The organism is Imperialibacter roseus, from assembly GCF_032999765.1.
Taxonomy (GTDB): Bacteria; Bacteroidota; Bacteroidia; order Cytophagales; family Cyclobacteriaceae; genus Imperialibacter; species Imperialibacter roseus.
Map to the genome: position 1 here is coordinate 4,258,341 of NZ_CP136051.1, position 19,764 is coordinate 4,278,104.

Genomic DNA, 19,764 nt, shown 5'->3' on the forward strand with positions numbered 1-19,764 from the left:
ACTTTCAATACCCTACCAATATGACTGATTTATCGCAACTAAACTACCTGGCCATTTTCGTGGCAGCTTTCAGCGCTTTCCTTGTTGGGGGAGTTTGGTACTCCCCCATCCTCTTTGCCAAATCATGGATGAAAGAAAACAACTTCACAGATGATGACCTGAAAAGTGGGCAGGGCAAAATCTTCGGAACTGCTTTTGTGCTCGAGCTCATCATGGCCTTCAACCTGGCTGCTTTCATCGGAGCCGAATCAGACATTACTTTCGGATTAATTGCAGGCTTTCTGGCAGGCTTCGGCTGGGTGGCGCTTGGCATGGGTGTTACTTACCTTTTCGAACGGAAGTCCTTCCGCCTCTGGGCCATCAACGCTGGGTACCAGGTGGTATCCTTCACTGTGATGGGAGGAATTGTGGGGGTGTGGCATTGACCGGATGCTTAATATCCACAACCAAAAGCTTGCTCGGAGGGTGTTCCAGGATAAGGGTCATCATTCAACTATTTTCTTTGCATTAGGCTGCAACCAGTCGGAATTACCTGAAAACAGGTGTATTTTGCAATAATATGCCTTGAGTTGCACTGCTTCATTCAAAAAATAAGAAAATGGAAACAATTACAATCGAATTGAAGAATAGCAAAGCTCTCAAACTAATTGAGGATCTTGAAGCACTTAGCCTTGTGAGAATTGTGAGAGAGCCGAAAACGGTTAAGGGTAAAAAGCTTTCAGAAAGACTCGCAGGAGCTATTTCCAGCAAGGAAGCTAGCGATATTGATACAGAGCTAGAGCAAATCAGGAGCGAGTGGAAAAGCAGTATTTAATCGATACTAATGTAATAATTGACTTCACAGGTAACCGGCTAACAGGCGCTCCCAAGGTTTTAGTTGGTGAAGTTATTGATAGCCAACCTTAAATCTCGGTTATCAACAAAATTGAACTTCTGGGCTTTTCAGTTGTACCAATCGAGATTATCGAATTTATCGACTCTTGTCAGGTTGTCGGGCTAAACGAAGAAATAATAGACCTCACTATTTCGATTAGGAAAAAGGCAAAAATAAAGCTGCCTGATGCGATTATAGCATCAACTTGTATCATACTTGATCTGACCCTAGTCACGAGAAATGAGGGCGATTTCGGTAAAATAGAAGGACTATCTTTGTTAAACCCCTGGACTTTGGCTTAAGACCAAAATCCAATCTATTTAACCCATATTCCGTCACACCCTCCAGTTGAGACAAGTTGCTAAATGATCCTTCCTTCATTGTTTTCGAAAGATGTACAAAAAATCTCATCAACGGCTTTCCAGCCGCTCCAGCCGCTTCAGCATGGGTGGGTGCGAATAATGCACAAACACATACCAGGGATGTGGAAACAAGTTACTCAAGCTGTCAACCGATAGCTTTTTTAACGCAGTAGCCAAAGGCCGAGCTTCATAGGTCTCGGCCGCATAAGCGTCTGCTTCAAACTCATTCTTCCTGCTTAGCACGTTCATGAGAATGCCAAGGATTCTGGACACCGGGCTGTACAAAATACCGAAAGCGAGCAAATTCAAGTGGATAGCAGTGATGTCCCCACCCATGGCAAAGCTGACCTGCGAATTAAAAATCAGCAGAGACAAAAGATAAAGCATGACACCAGTTTGCAACACCCCAAGCACCAGCGAACCGATGATGTGCTTCTTTTTGTAGTGCCCCACCTCATGCGCCAGCACGGCTACCAACTCCTCCTCCGTATGCTTTTCCAACAGTGTATCGAAAAGCACGATTTTCTTCTTTTTGCCAAGACCAGAAAAATAAGCGTTGGCCTTAGACGATCTTTTGGAGCCGTCAATTACGAAAATATTGGTCAATGGAAAATTGACTCCCTGGCTGTATTTGGTAATGGCCTCCCGAAGGGTTCCATCGGCCAGCGGCGTAAGCTTATTGAACAGAGGCACAATAACTGATGTGTAGAAAAGGTTTGCCAAAAGCATGAATACCACCATTACCCCCCAGAAGTATATCCAGAAGTCCTTCCCTAAAAAGAGGATAAGAACGATGAGTATCCCTACAAGCAAGCCACCTAATATGATGGTGAGCAAGTATCCTTTTAACTTGTCGAGCACGAAGGTCTTCGGGGTGGTTTTATTAAAGCCGTACTTCTCCTCGATGATAAAAACGTTATACAGCTGAAAGGGTAAGGTCAACAGGTCGGAAGCAAAGTAAAGCACAGCAAAAAAAGAAAGCGCCAGCGTGACCTCATTGCCTGTGTAGGCCCGCAACCATCCGTCAATCATGCCGAACCCACCTGTTAGTAATAAGGCGATCGTAACAACAAACGAAATGACGGTCGTGATCGACGAAAACTTTTCTTTGTCTCTCTGATAGGCCAGCGATTTCTGGTATTTTTCTTCGTCGTAAATATCCTTAAACTGACTTGGCAAAGGCCTGTAGCTGCTCTTTCTATTGAGGTAAGAAAGTACTTCTTCTACTATAAAATCAAGCACAATGATCCCCAGAAGGATCCATAATATTGTCTGTTTTTCCATGGTGACAGCTCGTATAAAAACAAATAGTCAGAAAACGTCAAAGGTTAATACCCGAACTCATCGTTTGGAATAAACAGGCTTTCGCCTGCTAAGTCTTTGCGTTTTTCAGTCCGAATGTAAGAGATCAAATATCATTTAGAAAATAAATGGGATCGGGCAGCTCAGTTCTCTTACACTTCGGGGTGGCTTGCGGGGATCATTCCAGCTAAACGAATAGATAATGCTGATTTCATGCGCACCACCACTGCCAATGCCCAACCTGGAGAGCGTGTAATCGAAACTGTATCCAAAAGTGAAGTTGTTGTGCATCAGGCCCACCATGGCGATCAGCGCTTCATTATTAGGGAAGCCATTGAACTGTTTGATTGGGATGCCACGGTACCACAAGCCGGTAATGAGTGGTTCAATCGTTACATAAGCTCCCAAATCCAGCTGGTCGTATAACCCTTGCTTCTTATAGTTGAATGTGGGAGAAATACTTCTTTCTTGCCCGCCGTCCGTTTTTCCACGCTTAAATGGCCCCACGGGTAAATCAAATTTGTATCCCCCATGCACTGAGAATCTGCGTTGCAGGATGCTTCCTCCATCGTTTTGATAGCTCTGATCGGGTCGGGTGATATTGAACAGCGACGCACCCAACCAAACCCGGTCATCGAAGATAATACCCCCGAGGCCTAGATCGAAGTATCTGTTGCTGGCACTGGCGGGAAAACTTTCCATCGTTACAGGCCGCACCAAACCGTTTTCGTCGAACTGATCTCCGAAAGTCAAATTATCGAAATTTAGATCCCTCGAAGTAAATGATCCTTGTATAGCCGGACGAAAAGTCCACTTGTAGTTTAGTCGCACCTGATAGGCATACTGAAGTGCTACCGAAGTTGACCTAAGCCCTTCAATCCCTTCTTTGTCGGTAGTAACGATTGCGCCAATGCTACTGTTGTAGTCCTCTAAATTGTAATCGAAAAAGGCTGAATAAGTCTCAAAACCGGCGCTGATACTGGGCCACTGATTACGGTAGTTAATGCCCGCCCTACCTCTTTGGTTAATGCCCGCCAATCCAGGGTTGAGGTACAGCGGGGCAGCATAATACTGCGAGAACTGAGGGTCTTGCGCTTGTCCGTTGTTTGGAAATAAAGAGATGACTACAAACCAAATGGGTATGACTATAGCCCAATTGATTGACTTTAAAATACCCATGTTCCTGTTTAACATCTCCCGCAAAATATTAAATTTAAAATCATTTATGAAATAGACACGGTATAAGGCATGACTAATCATCTCAATCTGCATTCAATATATTTGGCAAAAATTAGGTTGCCGTTTCGGCCTGGTCAATGATTACACCTTAAAATGGAATGACAATTTCACATTACAGACAACTATCATATACTAACTCACCTATCCAACGTTCTATTTTTCAACTGCAAACTTGCAGTTTAACCTGGAATAATCATCCATTAATCAATGGATCATTCTAACTTTACTTAGCAAAACTAAAACAACATGATTAACGATAGGTGTGTGAGAAAATTAGTTTTAAGTTGCTTTATTTTACTTCAGGTGAATTTTATTACGCTGGCGCAGGACCTCACAGACCTGCACTGGCGCTTTGGAAACACCTCTCAGGCTCTTGATTTCAACAAAGGTGACTTTGAGCCTATCGTTATCGACGACCAGGCTACACCGTTCGGGCTTGGTGGCGGAGTAACGATTTCGGATCCTATAACAGGCGATTTATGGTTCTATACCGACGGCGCCAATGTCTACGACGGCTCGAACAGAGTCACTCCCGGCGGCGCAGGATTAGGCGGCGACCCATCGCTCAATCAAGCCGCAGTAGCCTGCCCAGTGCCTGGCACAACAAGCCAGTTCTATATTTTCACCAACCCTGGCAGTGCTGGTGCGAATGAAATTCAGTTTTCTGTAGCCGATAAAAACCTCACAGGAAACGCCTCGGCAGCTGCACCTACACTTGGTGATATCAGCCAGTTGAATCAGGCCACGGGCCTCACCACGCCGGCTGAAGCCATGGCGATCATTCCTGGCCCCAACAGGCAAAGGTTTTGGCTGCTGTCTCAAAACCGAACCACAGGCGACTATGTAGTATTTGAAATCTCCACCGCCGGCTTTGGCACGATCAACACCTTCAATTTTTTCAATGCCTCAAATCCTACCGCTGAGGCCGCAGCTTTTGGCGTGCACACCTTCGCACCGGATTCAATCATCATCGCTGTAGCTCCGAAAACAGGCAACAGAAACATTCAAATCCTTCGTTTCGATTCTAATCTCGGCACGTTAACATTTGAACGCCAGATCCTCAACACTGGCGTAAACGATGGTTCGGGGCAGTCTATTTATGACGTAGAATGGTCAAATGACGGCACCAAGCTTTACTACTCCAGGCATGGCGGCAACAATGCACTTACCGGCCAGCTAAATCAGTTCGATTTTGACTCTCTCCAAACTTCTAACAGCATCGTGGGAGGTTACTTCCGAAGCTTCGGGTTAAAAAAAGGGCCGGATCAGCGAATCTACCATTTGTACCAGGCAGCCAATAGCGGGCCATTTTCCATCGGTCGGATCAACCAGCCTGATAGCCTGCCCGACTCCGTAGCCTACCAGGCTCAGATACCTGATTTCGGCGACGCTTTGGGAAGACAATTCCCAGCCACCAGCACATCGGCGCCCATTGTGTTCAATATGAGCTTCAATATCTTCGGCTTCTGTCAGAACACACCCACCATGTTTTCTCCCAGCGTGGAGCCCACGCCCCAGTTCGTTACCTGGGACTACGGAGATGGCAATGGATCTCAGGACTATGCACCCATTTACACTTATGAAAACCCCGGGCCTTACACTGTTACTCTTACAGCCTTTCTGAACGGACAAAGTCAGTCTACGACCCAGGTGTTGAACATTATCGATAATCAGCTTGAACTAACCCACCTTACCGATACAACGATTTGCCCTGGCGAACAACTACAACGGAATGCACTACCTAGTGGACAGCAGGGAAATTATACTTTCCTCTGGTCGACAGGAGAAACAACCCAGCTCATTGAGATAGATTCTGCGGGCACTTATTGGGCACAGGTCACCGACCTTACCACCGGCTGCCCGGCTTTCGCTTCGTTCGAAGTAACTGTATATGGTAACGACGAGCAAAAAGCCAATATTTGGTATTTTGGTGAACAGGCAGGTATCGACTTCAATGAGGCTCCTCCAGTAGCACTAACTGACGAAAACCTGATGAGTTCGCCAGAGGGGTGTGCTTCAATTTCGGATCGAAACGGCGACCTCCTTTTCTATACCAATGGACGAACTGTCTGGAACCAAGACCACGAAATAATGCTCAACGGCATGCTGATTGGGGGCGACAGCACCTCGGCCCAGTCCGCCATTATCTTGCCGATCCCCGACAACGAGACACTGTTCTATATAATTACCACCGACCAGGTGTACGGTGACCGTACCTACAACATGCGTTTTTCTGTGGTTGATATGAAGCAGGATTTGGCTCGTGGAGCTGTTATTATTAAAGACAGGCCGCTGTTCACCAATAGCTCGGAGAAGCTGGCTGCAACTGGTGTTGGAGGGGGTGTTACCTGGCTTTTCGGGCACGAGTATGGCAACAACAACTACAGGGCCTACCCAATAACTACCTCAGGCATTGGCAATGCCCGGATTAGCTCCATTGGGAAAACGCTCTCATTCGCTGAAGAACTTAACGGCAGAGGCACGATGAAAGTGTCGCCCACCGGATCAATAATTGGCTCGGTAATTCCAGGCGCTGAAAACTTCCTCGAGTTGGTCAACTTCGACGCTGCCAACGGAGCATTTACTTCCCCATTGCTGATCGACCTTGAAGAGCCTGCGCCTAGCGAAGCCTATGGTCTTGAGTTTTCCTCTGGCGGTGCAAGAGTGTATGTCACCACTACCGGCGCTAACTCCAAACTGTTCCAGTATAACCTGGATAGCCTTCTCAACGCCAGCGTTACTTATTCTGACGACTCTGTCGTCCAGTTTATCGAGCAAAGTAAATTCCAGTTAGCCTCAGGAACGGGATATGGCTCCCTCCAAATTGGCCCCGATCAGGTGATCTACATGGCAAAAGACAATAGCGGCAACCTTGGCACGATTTCAAACTCTAATGGAGATCAAGTGCAGGCAGGCTATAATGACCAGGGCTTTGATCTGGACGGCAGAATTTCCAGGCTGGGCCTTCCCAACTTTGCTCAGAACATCCTCAATCCACCACAGGATCCGTCCATTGCGGTGGATGGTGGCTGCGTAGGCCAACCCACCAGGTTTACTGCTACCGGCACATCCGATATTGACGAGTTTGCCTGGAACTTTGGTGATGGTGCCCAGGCCCTTGGCCCGGACACAACTCACGTATACCAGCAAGTAGGAACATTCAATGTCACTTTGAATATCACCAATCGCTGTGGTCTGGATACAACGCTGGTTCAAACGGTAGTAATCAACCCTACACCGGAGCAGCCTATTGTACCTAGTGCGGTTGCCATTTGCGACGACAATGGTGTGGTGCTTACCGCCTGGCCTCAAGACGATCCGGGGCTCACATACACCTGGTCAACTGGTGAAACCACCAGAGAGATTACTGTACTGCAACCAAGTACCATCACAATATTCATCACCAATGCTGCTGGCTGCCGTTCGGATACGCTGACCACCCTGGTGGGCGACCAGCGACCGATTGTGGACTTTGGCCCTGACCAGATCATTTGTGCGGGTGAAGAGTTGGATCCGTTGGATGCCCAAAACCCGGGAGCCACTTATACCTGGGCCATCAATGGTGCCGGCACTGGCAATACAGGTCGCTTTCAGGATATTGACACATCAGTGGCTGGCGACTTCGAGTATGCAGTGAGCATTTTCGATGTGAACGGCTGCCAAACGACGAACCGAATAACTTATACGATACTGGAAGCGCCAGATCAAATAGTTACACCTTTCGATGCATCTGGCTGCGCAGTGGCCGACGGTGCTTTAAAAATTGAAGTTGCTGGCACAGGTAGCTACACGTACAGTATTACCAGCAATAATGGAACAAATATCTTTAACAATGTTCCACTGACCGGGCCGTTTACCGACAGTATCCCAAACCTCCCGGCAGGATCCTATAGAGTTACAGTAAGCAACACGGTCAATGGTTGCACAACTACTCGTGGTGCAGTAGGGATCAATAGCAGTAGTCCTTCGTTCTTGATTACATCTGCCGAACCTAACAATGGTTGTGACGATGGAAGCATCACTATAACCACCGATACGCCCGGCTCTTATAACTATCGGGTAATTGATTTTGCTACAGGCATTGAGGCTCTGGCTGCCTCATTTACATCACCTACGACCACAACGACTGCTAATATTCCTTTTGGGACATACACCGTTGAAGTGACGAATATTGTAGACGGCTGCCTCCAAACACAGCAGGGGGTAGTAGTAGACCAGGCTGAAACAGCCGAATTCACCTTTGAGCCAATACAGACCGCCTGTGGAACCACAGGCACAATAGAGGTGACACCATCCAACGGGGGCTTTACTTTCACCTGGACTGACCCTGATGGAATAACTCTTCCGGAAACTAGCTCAACAGCAACCGTGTCTAAAAGTGGCATATACACCGTAGCCAGTTCGGGCACTACGATAGCCGGCGATCCACTTTGTCCTCAAACTGAACAAATCCAGTTCTTCCTTAGTGAAGACCCTGAGGGCAGTATCACCGTTTCTGGCGACCCTTGTGATGGCGAACTAACGCTAACAGCCGCCCTAACAAGTGGGGAGAATCCGGCTGACTATATCTTTGGCTGGAGCAATGGTGCCTCAACCGAAACCACCATTGTTAACCAGTCGGGCTCATACGCCGTGACAATCCGTAACCGCAACTCGGGCTGTTTTGTAACTGTTGACACCACGGTGCAAGTGGAGAACGTACTGGAAGTCACCCTCATTCAGGAACCCGATTGCGACAACGAAACACAGGTGATATTAACAGCACAGTCAAATATCCCTGCCCAGGTGACCTTTGAATGGACGGGGCCTGACGGGACTATTCTGCCGGAAACCACCGCTTCTATCAGCACCGGACTTGGCGGGCTTTATCAGGTGACCGTAAGAGGAATAGACAACAGCTGCGAAGCATCAGCAGAACTCAACGTGAGCGTGGTGCCTATTTTCGATTCTGAGATATCACTGCCCGCCACGTTGACATTCTGCTCAGAAGACCCGGCAAACGGCACGGTTGTGCTTGATCCCGGGATTTTCAATACCTATGAGTGGAGGAAGCTTCCAAGCTTGGATATTATTTCTGTATTGCCCACTTATGCTGCCTCGGAGCCCGGCACTTACGAAGTCACCTTCTCTAATGGCAGCATCTGCCGAACTGCCCGGGTAGTAGTAACAGACGATTGTCGCCCAAGAATTTTTGCACCAAATGCCTTTTCTCCTGATGGCCGGGGGCTTCCGCAAAATGAGGCATTCTATGTTTTCCCGAATCCGTACGTAACTGATTTCACTATTTTCATCTACAACCGATGGGGCGTGCTGGTTTATCAAAGTGACAGCATTGACTTCAGGTGGAACGGCTATTTCAATGGGGCACCGCTGCCGGTTGGCACCTATGCCTATGTGATGAGATACAAGAGTAACCTTGACGCTACCAACGAAACCTTCGAGCAACGGGGAGGAGTTACTCTTATAAAATAGCTTCTATTTATCAGTGAGATTGATTAACATAGTTGATAGTTCTTATAAACTTTTAAAAGCACCTTAGGGTGCTTTTTCTTTACCCACTATGACAAGAGAAGACGCCAGAGCACTGCTATTTGAAATGACAAAGGGAGACAGCCTCCGCAGGCATGCCCGCACCGTAGAGCTGGTGATGGAAGCCTACGCCACCAAATTGGGAGAGGATGCCGATGAATGGGCCATTGCGGGTCTGCTGCATGACGCCGACTATGAAGCCTGGCCCTCAGAGCACCCCAACCGAATTGTCGCCCTGCTTAGTGAGAGAGGGCTACCGAAAATTGCTCATGCCATTTCGGCGCACTACACCCACTGGGGAGTACCCTACGACACGCTACTCGACAAAGGCCTGATAGCCTGCGACGAAATCACCGGATTTATCGTGGCCTGCTGCCAGGTGCGACCCGATGGCATCGAGTCGCTGGAGGTGAAGTCGGTGATGAAAAAACTCAAGCAAAAAAGCTTCGCCGCCACTGTTGACAGGGAGGAAGTAAACAAAGGCATGGAATTATTTGGTGTTACACCGGAAGAGCACATAGCCTTCATTATCGAAGTACTCAAACAGAATCGGGATGAGCTTAAAGTCTGATTTAGTTTATAGCCACATAACACTCGTTCTGCTATGTATTTTCGTAACCTTGGGCTCAGCTATTGGTCAGAGTCCCAAAGATTTTGATAAAGCATGGAAAGCCGCTGACGGCTATTTTAGAAGCTCCCTGGAGAGTAACGATGTGGTAGGTGGTGCTTTGGTTTTCGTTGAAAAAGGAAACGCATTTGGCAGCAGCTATGTCGGCAAATCTGACCTGAAAAGTGAGCGAAACGTGGATGAAAATACTATTTTCCATTGGGCCTCCATCACCAAAACATTTACAAGCATCGGAATCATGCAGTTGAGGGACAGAGGACTTCTACAGCTCAGTGATCCGCTAACCAAATACCTGCCAGAGCTTCGGATGGTACACAATCCTTTCGGCAGCATGGACGATATTACTATTCAAATGGTATTGAGCCACTCCACAGGCTTTCGTGATCCCACTTGGCTGTGGGGTGGGAACAAAGACTGGCACCCTTTTGAGCCGACCGAATGGAGCCAGATAGTGGCCATGCTCCCCTACACAGAAATTTTGTTTGAACCAGGAAGCAAATACAGCTACTCCAACCCCGCCCTTATCTTTCTTGGCAGAATTATAGAGATCATTACTGGCGATGACTACGAGGTGTATATCGACAAGAACGTGCTGAAACCTCTCGGCATGCACAGTAGCTACTTTGATGTTACACCTTACCATTTGCTGAAATACCGGGCCAACAACTATACCCTTATAAACGGGCAGCCGGTAGCCAACGGGCTCGATTTCGACACAGGCATCACCACCAGCAATGGTGGACTCAATGCTCCTATCAGCGATATGCTGAAATACCTGGGCTTCCTCACTGGCTATCACAATGGTTTCGAAATACTCAAAAGGTCAACGCTAGAGGAGCTGTGGAAAAAACAACTGCCCATCGGCGTCGTCGATGGTATTGACGAGTCTATTGCCTCCTCCTTTTTTCTTGAAGACTTCAACGACATGCAGGTAATCGGCCACACTGGCACGCAAAAAGCATTTTATTCTTTTTTTTATATTCATCCAGGCTCGGGCACAGCATGTATTTCCATTACCAATACTGATGACAGCAGCGGTCAGTTTGACCCCGACCAGTTTCGAATAGAGGCCAGTCATTACATTTTCAGAAACATTTTCACCCTCTATAAATGAGCGATTGGTAAACCAACCGACAAAGCCAAAACTGAAAACCACAGACCTTCAACAAAAAAAGTAACAACATGAAAAAGACATTACTACTGATTTCATTCATTTCTCTGATTGCCTTTTCTTCACAGGCTCAGGATTTCAGGGGGCCGGACAAAAGCTCAATGGACATGGCTTATTATCCCGACAACTTTGCCCACGACCGAAAAGGAAGCGATGAGGCTCTCGCACGGGTGATTTATAGCCGACCCAAAAAGAATGACCGGGAGATTTTCGGAAAACTTGAGTCGTATGGAAAAGTATGGAGAACAGGAGCCAATGAAAATACTGAGATCAAGCTTTACAAAGACGCTACAGTGGCTGGCAAAAAATTGAAGGCCGGCACCTACTCACTTTTCACTATTCCAGGCGAATCTGAGTGGACGATCATTTTTAGCTCAGCTCTTGACTATTGGGGAGCCTACAGCTACAAAGAAGACAAAGATGTATTGCGTGTAACTGTTCCATCAAAGAAAGTAGCCGATACGATTGAATACTTCTCGATTGTGTTTGCCAAAAGCGGGGCAAATGGCGCTACTATGAGCCTTGGCTGGGACAAGACGGTGGTAGACGTCCCTTTTACGTTCTAACAACTGAAATATATTCACCAGTCGCTGTATCAAAACAGCATTTTATTGGATGCAAAGAGAAAGGCTTCACCTCGGTGAAGCCTTTCTCTTTGTATTGTTAATGTCTGGTTTTAATAATTACGTCTGCGGACATCTCCCCCCGACGACTCGTCGATATTGACATATTGCGGCCTGCCAGAATAGGAAATGTCGCTGCCACTGCTGGCATCGGCTTCAATGTCGTCGGTGACCGTAATCGCTAAATCTGAGCCGCTGGAGGCTCTCACTTTCGCTTTTTTAGCCACTAAGTCCATAGCATCCAAATCACTGCCTGAAGAAGAGCGCCCTTCGAAAAATTCAGCCTCGCCAGACAGCTCCATATCAGAGCCACTGCTCGACTCGGCCCTCAATGTTCTGGCTCTTACCTGAAGTTTTAAGTCAGCTCCCGACGAAGACTCTACTTCCAAATAGTCGGAGATAATGATTGTTTCCCCGGTCACATCTGAACCACTTGAGCTTTTAATAGACTTGATATCGGTGACGGTTACATAAACTGTGGCGTCACGGTCTTTCCAATTCCAGAAACTGTTATTGTTTTCAAAATAAATCTTGAGCTCACCGCCCCTTACCTCGGTCATCAAATCGTCGAGGTCATCTTCATCCACCTCCACTGTAACTTCCTGGCGGTTGCCCTGACGAATATAAACATCAATTCCTGTGCTTACGCTCACGGCATCGTAGGAAGAAACCTTTCTTTCCTCCTTTACCCGCTGAGCGACAGCCTGCTGAACCACTAGTGTCAAACCAAGTAGCAGCAAAAATTTGCTTAGTCTGTTCATGATATAATGAGTTTGTCCTTAAACCAAAGATGTGATTTAATTGTAAAGGTTGCACAATCAATCACATCTTTTTATTAGACGCTCAGTATAGAACCGATGTTACAGAAATGTCTAGTCGTTAATGAGATAGCCGTCGGCCACTATTTTGTATTTGTCGAAAATAACGCCCGCAGCTCTGCGTAGTTGGCGATCAAGATTGTCGGCACCCAACGCAAACACACCTGAGGCATATCCCTGCCACACGGCACTGTGCTTCCTTCTATCGACAAGAATAATCAACAATGTGCCTGAGTCCATGGTATAGTATCTTGCGTCATACTCCCTTTTTCTTGAAGCAGCCTCAGCATTTTCGAGTTCTGTCAGCTCTGAATCACTCAGGTAAACCTCATCCTCAAATTCATCATTGGAAGCCAGCGATACTTCCTTATTGAGATATGCATTAAGATCCTCCTGATTGTAGCCACGGTATTTCAGGTCAGAGAAGTAAATTTTGTAGTTGACGTATATATCTGGTTTTCTATTGGAGTAGCTGTAGCCTTGTGACTCCATTCTGTTAATAATCCATTTTTCCAGATCAGGATTGTGGCTGGAGCTGTCACGCTTGTCGATATTCACAAAGTCGAAGGTCTTGTACTTGTTGAATCTTCCCAGATAGCTATAGTCAGATTCAATGATAAAGTCTTTTTGAGAAACACAGGAGCCCAGGGAAAACAAGATAATTGTGCCAGCAAATAGTAAGATTGATTTCATACGTCTCGCAATTAATTGTATTGATATTAGATAATCCTCTTGCAGAATATTCGTAACTACATGAATTTCAGCAAACTTTTGTGAACCTGCAAACTTTTGATATTATTAAATCTTCCATCATGAGCTATTTTTCCTTTGGCGCAACCATTGATTCCGTTTTTTGGTATAAAGTATTCGGAAAGCCATGGAGGAAAAACTCTCTATAAATAAAATTTGTTTGCCAGAACTTCTTTACTGATAAATATTGTTTCTGCATTTGCTCCTCAACCAGTCAACTTACAAAAAGCTCGGAGACACTCTATTGAAAAGCCTGAAATACATACCCGTACTTTTGTTGTCCCGCCTGCCCTTCTGGCTGGTTTATATACTGTCAGATATTTCCTTTTTTTTGCTTTACTACCTGGTTAGATACAGAACGACGACGGTAAGAAAAAACCTCACGGCTTCGTTCCCCGGAAAAGGCATTTCTGAAATCAAGTCTATTGAAAAAGCGTTTTACAGGCATTTTACCGACTTGATTTTTGAGTCTGGAAAGTTCATCTCGATAAGCGAGAAAGCTATCAAGCGACGATTTCAGGTACTGAACGCAGAGGTTTTCGAAGACTTTTTCAAACAAGGAAGAAGCCTGATTATGTACACCGCCCACTACGGAAACTGGGAGTGGCTCGCAGCCATACCATTGTCGCTGTCCCACAAGGTACTTACCTTCTACCAACCTCTAAAGTCAGCTTACTACGAAGCTCTAATGAAGGACGCCCGGGAAAGGTTTGGTGCGGTGGCAGTACCATCTAAAAAAGGGTACAAAACGGTGGTTGAGCTTGGCTCGCAGGGAGCGCTTTCGCTGACGTGTATTATCGGAGATCAGAGACCTAAGAAAAACAGCAGTCGTCATTGGATAAAGTTTCTCAATCAGGATACACCATTTTTGATAGGCGCCGACAGGATTGCCCGAAAAACCAACTACCCCGTTTTCTTTCCTTTGATAAAGAAAACTTCGAGAGGGCACTACACGCTTGAATTCGTAAAAGTTATTGAAAACCCAAATGAAGCAACCGCCGAAGAAATAATAGAACGGTATGCTTCTATTCTTGAGGAAGCCATTATCGAAACGCCACATCTGTGGCTTTGGTCACATAACAGGTGGAAGTTAAAAAGAGAAGATGGGTAGCAGGAAAATCAATGTGTTGCTGCTACCCGGTAGCGGCTGCTACGCCATTGAATATTTCTCTGCAGCGGCCCCTTTGAAAGACGCTCTGGGCTTCAGGTTAAGCACCTGAAACATCTGCTTGTCTGCGTCCACTTCCGGATTGGGAGTAGTAAGTAGCTTATCTCCTGCGAAGATAGAGTTAGCCCCAGCAAGGAAGCAAAGCGCTTGTTCCTCCATGGTCATGTTCACCCTGCCAGCTGAAAGCCTTACCATGGCCTTAGGCATAATGATTCTTGCCGTGGCTATCATTCGGATCATGTCCCAAACAGGCACTCGCTCCTGGTCTTCCAAAGGTGTTCCCTCTACCGCCACCAGCGCATTTACAGGTACACTCTCAGGATGTTCCGGCAACGTCGACAATGTGTGGAGCATCCCCACCCTGTCGAGGTGAGATTCCCCCATACCTATGATGCCGCCTGAGCACACAGAAATTTTTGCAGTCCGAACATTCTCCAATGTATCCAGCCTGTCCTTATAAGTTCTTGTAGTAATAATATCTTCGTAAGCTTCTTCGCTGGTGTCGAGATTGTGGTTGTAAGCATAAAGGCCCGCTTCCTTCAGCCGCTTCGCCTGCGACTCGGTGATCATACCTAGCGTGCAGCAAACTTCCATGCCCATTTGGTTCACACCTTTGACCATCTCGATCACTTTGTCAAAGTCTTTGTTATCTCTCACCTCTCTCCACGCAGCACCCATACAAAACCTGGTGCTTCCGTTCTCCTTGGCAGCTTTCGCATTAGAAAGCACCTCGTCAACTTCCATTAACTTCTGCACTTTCACATCAGTGTGGTACCGTGCAGCCTGCGGGCAATAAGAGCAATCTTCAGGGCACCCTCCAGTCTTCACCGACAGCAAAGTACAGACCTGCACCTCCTGTGGGTCGCTATATTCTCTGTGGACGGTAGCCGCCCTGTAAATCAAGTCTAACATGGGAGAATTGTAAATCTCCTCTATTTCTCCTCTTGTCCAGTCGTTTCTTAGTTCAGTCATTCCCTGATAGCGTAGGTTCGGTTATTTAATTTCAAATGAATAGGGCATGCGTGCCTGAATGCCCTCATAGTGCTGCAAATCTCTAATTTCTTTCACATAAGGGGCAAGCATACCGTAGTTATTTTTGATAGACCTGGCTTCCAATTCGTCAGAAGCACTTGAGAACATCTCCTCAAAGAAGTTTTTCTGCTTAGGGTAAAAACTTAGCAGGTAATCGTCGCCCAGCTCAGCCTTGTCAGCAGCAATTTTGACTGCGTCGTCAAAACTTCCCAGCAGGTCAACCAGGCCAAGCTCATGGGCCTGAATGCCCGTCCAAACTCTTCCACCGGCTAACTCCTTCAGCTTTTCTATCGGTAAGTGTCTCGCTTCTGCCGCCTTCGAGGTAAAGGTTTCATAGCCTTCGTTCACACCGTCCTGGATAATTTGTTTCTCAAAATCACTCAAAGACCTTGTCACAGTCATTATATCTGAATATTCGCCTGTTTTTACCACATCGAAAGTAATACCCAGCTTGTTTTCAAGAAACTTCTCCATGTTGAACATCATGCCGAAAATGCCTATCGAACCAGTGATAGTATTGGGCTGAGCCACGATGGTGTCGCACGGCATGGAAAGATAGTAACCACCTGATGCTGCATAATCGCCCATGGAGGCAATGATAGGTTTCTTTTCTTTGGTAAGCATTATTTCCCTCCAAATAATATCGGAACCGGTAAGGCTTCCTCCAGGAGAATTAATGCGCAACACCACGGCCTTTATTCTATCGCTTTCCCGGGCGTTTCTTATTTCCCGGGCAAATTTCTCGGCTCCAATTTGGCCATCTTCACCCTCTCCCATCAAAATCTCACCTTCGGCCACAATTACTGCAATCCTGTTCTTGGAAATTTCTTCCGGCGAAATTGACTTTTTATACTTCTTCCATGAAATGAATGTAATATCAGCGCTCTCCTCTATTCCAAGTTTTATCTTGAGCAGGGTCTTCATTTCATCTTCGTAAGCTACTTTGGTGGCCAGGCCGTAGTCAACAGCATCAGCCACTCGCCGCACCTTCATTTGCGACGAAATTTCTTTCAGTTTCTCAGCGGGGATGTTTCTTGCTTCGGCAATATCTGCAAGAAAAGTATCGTGAGCGGAGTTTAAAAAGGAGTTGATCTGAAGTTCGTTTTCAGGGCTCATGTCCTTGCGAATAAAAGGCTCGATGGCCGACTTGAACTCCCCTACCCTAAACACCAGCGGCTCAATTTCCAGCTTGTCAAGTGTTCCCTTAAAAAACGAAATATTGGCGCTGAAACCATTAAATTCAAGTGACCCCTGCGGGTTAACGTAGAGCTCGTCAGCCACTGACCCGATATAGTAGTCGCCTTCTGAAATGTAGTTTCCGTATGAGTAGATAAACTTTCCCGATGATTTGAAATCCAAAAGGGCATCTCTGACCTCTTTCAGACTGGCAAAGCCTCCCGACAGGTAGCCATGCTCAATGTATATGCCTTTAATTTTATCGTCTGTTTTTGCACTCTTTATGACTTTCAACAGATCAAGCACGCCGATGTAACTGGGGCCACTATTGGGGAAAAATTCCTGTAGCGGATCTTCGGGAGTGCGTTCACTTAAAATACCACCTAAAGGCAGGTAGAGCACTGAATTATCTTTCACTTCAACTACTTCATCGGAGCTACTTGACACCGCACCTATAATACCCATGATGACCAAAATACCCAGAAAACTGAAGATAAAAAGGCCAAGGATAGTGGCTAACAAATTTCGAAGAAAGGCCATTGGGACAGTTTTTGATTTATTTTTGTTCTTTGCAAATCTAACAAGATTCACCTAAGTTAAGAGCACCGCTAAAATTATTCACCTCCATGGGCATTTTCCTTTTACTTGGTTCCAACCAGGGCGATCGTTTGGCTACCCTTTTGGAGGCAGGCCGAATGATAAACGAGCGAATAGGGCAGATGGTTCGAAGTTCGTCGATTTACGCTACCCAGGCGTGGGGCCAGACTGAGCAGGCCGATTTTCTTAACCAGGTGATTGAGATTGAAAGTAGCTTACGGGCTGAGGAGGTCTTGCATCAAGCGCTGGAAATTGAAAAGCACCTGGGGCGACAGCGGATAGAAAAATGGGGGCCAAGGGTCATCGATATCGATATTTTGTACGTTGGCAATGAAGTTATCAAAACAGATAACCTGGTTGTGCCTCACCCCCAAATTCCCTTCAGGAGGTTTACGCTTGCGCCATTGACCGAGATTGCGCCGGAATTTATTCACCCAACTTTAGGTAAAAATCAAGCACAACTACTCAGTGAATGTGCCGACCCATTGGAGGTAACAAAGTTATCAGACGCCACCGCCGCCACATAAATTAAATATCCTCTGATGCATTTTTCTTCTAACTTCGGCAGCTAACGAAGACGCATGGAATATTACGAATATTTGCTCATTGTGGCAGTCGGGTTTATTGCTGGCTTTGTCAACACCGTGGCGGGCGGAGGATCATTGCTGTCATTGCCAGTTTTGATTTTCCTTGGGCTGCCACCTTCGGTTGCCAATGCTACCAATCGGGTAGCCATCATGGGGCAAAACATCTTTTCGGTAGCCGGCTTTCAGAGCAAGGGCGTGTCGGCCCGGCCCTATTCCTGGTGGTTGGCAGGCTCATCTCTGATAGGTGGTGCCATTGGTGCGTGGTTCGCCGTAGAGATTGATGCCGATCTTTTTAACCGCATCCTGGCCATCATCATGGTGCTCGTGGTGCTATCGATCATTTTCGACTCTGTTTTCAAAAAGAAGTCGAATGGGGAAAAGCTGGATTTCATGCATCAATTATGGGGAGTCATCGCTTTCTTTTTCATTGGCATCTACGGGGGGTTCATTCAGGCTGGCGTTGGTTTTCTTACCATCGCCGCACTCACTCACATCAACGGATTTTCGTTGGTTAAAGCCAACTTCGTGAAAGTATTTGCTGCATTGATCTATACCGGATCGGCACTATTGGTTTTCATCATCGAAGACAAGGTAAACTGGACACTGGGGCTCGTACTGGCAGTTGGCAACAGTGCTGGTGGATGGATTGCCAGCCGATGGTCAGTGGAGAAAGGCGACAAAGTGATTCGCATCTTCCTCGTGATTACCGTAATTGCATTGGCCATTAAACTTTGGTTTTTTACCTGAAAGAAATGATCGCAGACAAAAAAGGCATTCGCTCTCAATATCCCCTTCTTCACAACTGCACCTACCTGAATACGGCTAATGCCGGTGCCATGAGTCAGGCAACGCTCCAAAAGGGAACCGACTACCTTACAGAATTCGCACAGTATGCCAGCCAAAAGCTTCCGCTGTGGATGGGTGAGATGGAAGAAACAAGGAAACTGTTTGCGGAACTTCTGAATGCCTCAAGCGAAGAAATAGGCCTTACGTGGGATACGTCGTACGGTATTTCCTGGGTGCAGCAAATGCTGCCACCTGATCTGGAACTGGTTTTAGTGAAGCACGATTTTCCTTCGGTGACGCTACCATGGATTCACCACAACCGGAAAATTCACTGGATTGACTGGGACATGAAAAGCCACATTGATTTGAAAGCCATTGAAAAAGCGCTTTCTGGCAAGCCCAAGGTACTGGTGATCAGCCATGTGCAATACACTAACGGCTACCGGGTCGACCTTGAGGCAATATCGGCCATATGCCAAAAACATGGAGCATTCCTTATCGTGGATGCCATACAAAGCCTGGGTGTGATCCCTATCGATTTGCAGAAAATACACATCGACGTACTGGCGGCGAGTTCCTACAAGTGGCTTACCTCTGGCTATGGAGCTGGCATGATCTACATTAACAAGAACTCGACAAAAAGGCTACAGCAGGGAGCACTTGGCCCGGGGAGTATGACCGATTTCCTAAAGGATCCGATCCCGGCTGAAAACCTCAAACACCCGCCGCAAAGCCTCGAAGCCGGGCACCCCAAGCCACTTCTGATACTGATGCAGGGCCAGGCATTGAAAGAACTGAAAGCCATCGGGTGGCAAAACATCTACGAAGAACTGAAAGTGCTTTCTGCAAAGCTGCACTCCGCTATTACTGAGGGTGGCTTTACTCCCATGGCCCCCAGGGACGAGAAAAGCTGGTCAGGCATTGTGTCGTTCGAATGCGACAAGTCACTGCATCAAAAGCTGACTGATGAAAAAATCATCACTACCTACAGGCCAAATTACCTGCGAGCGGCGGTGCATTTTTACAATGAAGAGGGGGAGATTGACAAATTTAGAAAGGTCTTGCCTACATAAACTTTGAAGTATCTTCGTGCCCTTCGTGTCTTTGTGGCATCCTTCTCGT

General features: G+C 46.7%; 17 protein-coding genes. 11 read left to right on the top strand and 6 right to left on the bottom strand.

The features are described 5' to 3' along the window. Positions 1–20: 20 nt before the first annotated feature. The 3 genes from RT717_RS17875 (at position 21) to RT717_RS28530 (ending at position 1,176) form a co-directional block, all read left to right on the top strand. Complete coding sequence (locus tag RT717_RS17875) at positions 21–425, top strand: DUF1761 domain-containing protein (RefSeq protein WP_317487749.1); 405 nt, start codon at positions 21–23, stop codon at positions 423–425. A gap of 173 nt (positions 426–598) precedes the next feature. Next, on the top strand, positions 599–814 hold the full coding sequence (locus RT717_RS17880; protein ID WP_317487750.1) for a hypothetical protein: 216 nt from the start codon (positions 599–601) through the stop codon (positions 812–814). A gap of 158 nt (positions 815–972) precedes the next feature. Further along, complete coding sequence (locus RT717_RS28530) at positions 973–1,176, top strand: type II toxin-antitoxin system VapC family toxin (RefSeq protein ID WP_394854138.1); 204 nt, start codon at positions 973–975, stop codon at positions 1,174–1,176. A gap of 108 nt (positions 1,177–1,284) precedes the next feature. Here RT717_RS28530 and RT717_RS17885 read toward each other — a convergent pair whose 3' ends face one another. After that, positions 1,285–2,520 (bottom strand): M48 family metallopeptidase, encoded by a 1,236-nt coding sequence (locus tag RT717_RS17885; protein WP_317487751.1) that lies wholly within the window; start codon positions 2,518–2,520, stop codon positions 1,285–1,287. Positions 2,521–2,655: 135 nt separating this feature from the next. Then, positions 2,656–3,717 (bottom strand): PorP/SprF family type IX secretion system membrane protein, encoded by a 1,062-nt coding sequence (locus tag RT717_RS17890; protein WP_317487752.1) that lies wholly within the window; start codon positions 3,715–3,717, stop codon positions 2,656–2,658. A 306-nt stretch (positions 3,718–4,023) separates the two neighbouring features. Here RT717_RS17890 and RT717_RS17895 point away from each other — a divergent pair, with 306 nt between their 5' ends. From RT717_RS17895 to RT717_RS17910, 4 genes are all read left to right on the top strand, one after another. Further along, positions 4,024–9,249 carry a PKD domain-containing protein gene (locus RT717_RS17895; protein ID WP_317487753.1) on the top strand — a complete coding sequence of 1,742 codons (5,226 nt, stop codon included), beginning with the start codon at positions 4,024–4,026 and terminating at the stop codon, positions 9,247–9,249. Positions 9,250–9,337: 88 nt separating this feature from the next. After that, positions 9,338–9,877, top strand: coding sequence for an HD domain-containing protein (locus RT717_RS17900; protein ID WP_317487754.1), 540 nt, complete (start codon positions 9,338–9,340; stop codon positions 9,875–9,877). After that, a complete protein-coding gene (locus tag RT717_RS17905; RefSeq protein ID WP_317487755.1) occupies positions 9,861–11,048 on the top strand; it encodes a serine hydrolase domain-containing protein in 1,188 nt (395 codons plus the stop codon). The genes RT717_RS17900 and RT717_RS17905 overlap by 17 nt, the downstream gene beginning before the upstream one ends. Before the next feature lie 68 nt (positions 11,049–11,116). After that, the gene (locus tag RT717_RS17910) at positions 11,117–11,671 is read left to right on the top strand and encodes a DUF2911 domain-containing protein (RefSeq protein ID WP_317487756.1); all 555 of its coding nucleotides are present in this window, start codon (positions 11,117–11,119) and stop codon (positions 11,669–11,671) included. 110 nt (positions 11,672–11,781) lie between these two features. Here RT717_RS17910 and RT717_RS17915 read toward each other — a convergent pair whose 3' ends face one another. Both RT717_RS17915 and RT717_RS17920 read right to left on the bottom strand, forming a co-directional pair. Next, positions 11,782–12,489, bottom strand: a complete 708-nt coding sequence (locus RT717_RS17915; protein WP_317487757.1) for a head GIN domain-containing protein — start codon at positions 12,487–12,489, stop codon at positions 11,782–11,784. A 111-nt stretch (positions 12,490–12,600) separates the two neighbouring features. Further along, entirely contained in the window at positions 12,601–13,239 is a 639-nt protein-coding gene (locus RT717_RS17920) for a DUF4136 domain-containing protein (protein ID WP_317487758.1), read from the bottom strand. 301 nt (positions 13,240–13,540) lie between these two features. Between RT717_RS17920 and RT717_RS17925 the strand changes: the two genes are divergently transcribed. Continuing rightward, positions 13,541–14,407, top strand: coding sequence for a lysophospholipid acyltransferase family protein (locus tag RT717_RS17925; protein WP_317487759.1), 867 nt, complete (start codon positions 13,541–13,543; stop codon positions 14,405–14,407). 39 nt (positions 14,408–14,446) lie between these two features. On the opposite strand, the gene bioB is transcribed toward RT717_RS17925, so the two are convergent. Both bioB and sppA read right to left on the bottom strand, forming a co-directional pair. Continuing rightward, on the bottom strand, positions 14,447–15,436 hold the full coding sequence (gene bioB / locus RT717_RS17930) for a biotin synthase BioB (RefSeq protein ID WP_317487760.1): 990 nt from the start codon (positions 15,434–15,436) through the stop codon (positions 14,447–14,449). A gap of 21 nt (positions 15,437–15,457) precedes the next feature. Continuing rightward, positions 15,458–17,212, bottom strand: coding sequence for a signal peptide peptidase SppA (gene sppA / locus RT717_RS17935; RefSeq protein ID WP_317487761.1), 1,755 nt, complete (start codon positions 17,210–17,212; stop codon positions 15,458–15,460). A gap of 86 nt (positions 17,213–17,298) precedes the next feature. Here sppA and folK point away from each other — a divergent pair, with 86 nt between their 5' ends. The 3 genes from folK to RT717_RS17950 are packed head-to-tail and all read left to right on the top strand — an operon-like array spanning position 17,299 to position 19,715. Continuing rightward, the gene (gene folK, locus RT717_RS17940) at positions 17,299–17,796 is read left to right on the top strand and encodes a 2-amino-4-hydroxy-6-hydroxymethyldihydropteridine diphosphokinase (RefSeq protein WP_317487762.1); all 498 of its coding nucleotides are present in this window, start codon (positions 17,299–17,301) and stop codon (positions 17,794–17,796) included. A 54-nt stretch (positions 17,797–17,850) separates the two neighbouring features. Continuing rightward, positions 17,851–18,603, top strand: coding sequence for a sulfite exporter TauE/SafE family protein (locus RT717_RS17945; protein ID WP_317487763.1), 753 nt, complete (start codon positions 17,851–17,853; stop codon positions 18,601–18,603). A 5-nt stretch (positions 18,604–18,608) separates the two neighbouring features. After that, positions 18,609–19,715: an aminotransferase class V-fold PLP-dependent enzyme gene (locus tag RT717_RS17950; protein ID WP_317487764.1), complete on the top strand. Its 1,107-nt coding sequence runs from the start codon at positions 18,609–18,611 to the stop codon at positions 19,713–19,715. The last annotated feature ends 49 nt before the right edge of the window (positions 19,716–19,764 follow it).

Bases quoted from the DNA above. Each gene is read 5' to 3' on its own strand.
- RT717_RS17875 (WP_317487749.1), top strand. From the start codon at position 21: ATGACTGATTTATCGCAACTAAACTACCTGGCCATTTTCGTGGCAGCT.
- RT717_RS17880 (WP_317487750.1), top strand. From the start codon at position 599: ATGGAAACAATTACAATCGAATTGAAGAATAGCAAAGCTCTCAAACTA.
- RT717_RS17885 (WP_317487751.1), bottom strand. From the start codon at position 2,520: ATGGAAAAACAGACAATATTATGGATCCTTCTGGGGATCATTGTGCTT.
- RT717_RS17890 (WP_317487752.1), bottom strand. From the start codon at position 3,717: ATGGGTATTTTAAAGTCAATCAATTGGGCTATAGTCATACCCATTTGG.
- RT717_RS17895 (WP_317487753.1), top strand. From the start codon at position 4,024: ATGATTAACGATAGGTGTGTGAGAAAATTAGTTTTAAGTTGCTTTATT.
- RT717_RS17900 (WP_317487754.1), top strand. From the start codon at position 9,338: ATGACAAGAGAAGACGCCAGAGCACTGCTATTTGAAATGACAAAGGGA.
- RT717_RS17905 (WP_317487755.1), top strand. From the start codon at position 9,861: ATGAGCTTAAAGTCTGATTTAGTTTATAGCCACATAACACTCGTTCTG.
- RT717_RS17910 (WP_317487756.1), top strand. From the start codon at position 11,117: ATGAAAAAGACATTACTACTGATTTCATTCATTTCTCTGATTGCCTTT.
- RT717_RS17915 (WP_317487757.1), bottom strand. From the start codon at position 12,489: ATGAACAGACTAAGCAAATTTTTGCTGCTACTTGGTTTGACACTAGTG.
- RT717_RS17920 (WP_317487758.1), bottom strand. From the start codon at position 13,239: ATGAAATCAATCTTACTATTTGCTGGCACAATTATCTTGTTTTCCCTG.
- bioB (WP_317487760.1), bottom strand. From the start codon at position 15,436: ATGACTGAACTAAGAAACGACTGGACAAGAGGAGAAATAGAGGAGATT.
- sppA (WP_317487761.1), bottom strand. From the start codon at position 17,212: ATGGCCTTTCTTCGAAATTTGTTAGCCACTATCCTTGGCCTTTTTATC.
- folK (WP_317487762.1), top strand. From the start codon at position 17,299: ATGGGCATTTTCCTTTTACTTGGTTCCAACCAGGGCGATCGTTTGGCT.
- RT717_RS17945 (WP_317487763.1), top strand. From the start codon at position 17,851: ATGGAATATTACGAATATTTGCTCATTGTGGCAGTCGGGTTTATTGCT.
- RT717_RS17950 (WP_317487764.1), top strand. From the start codon at position 18,609: ATGATCGCAGACAAAAAAGGCATTCGCTCTCAATATCCCCTTCTTCAC.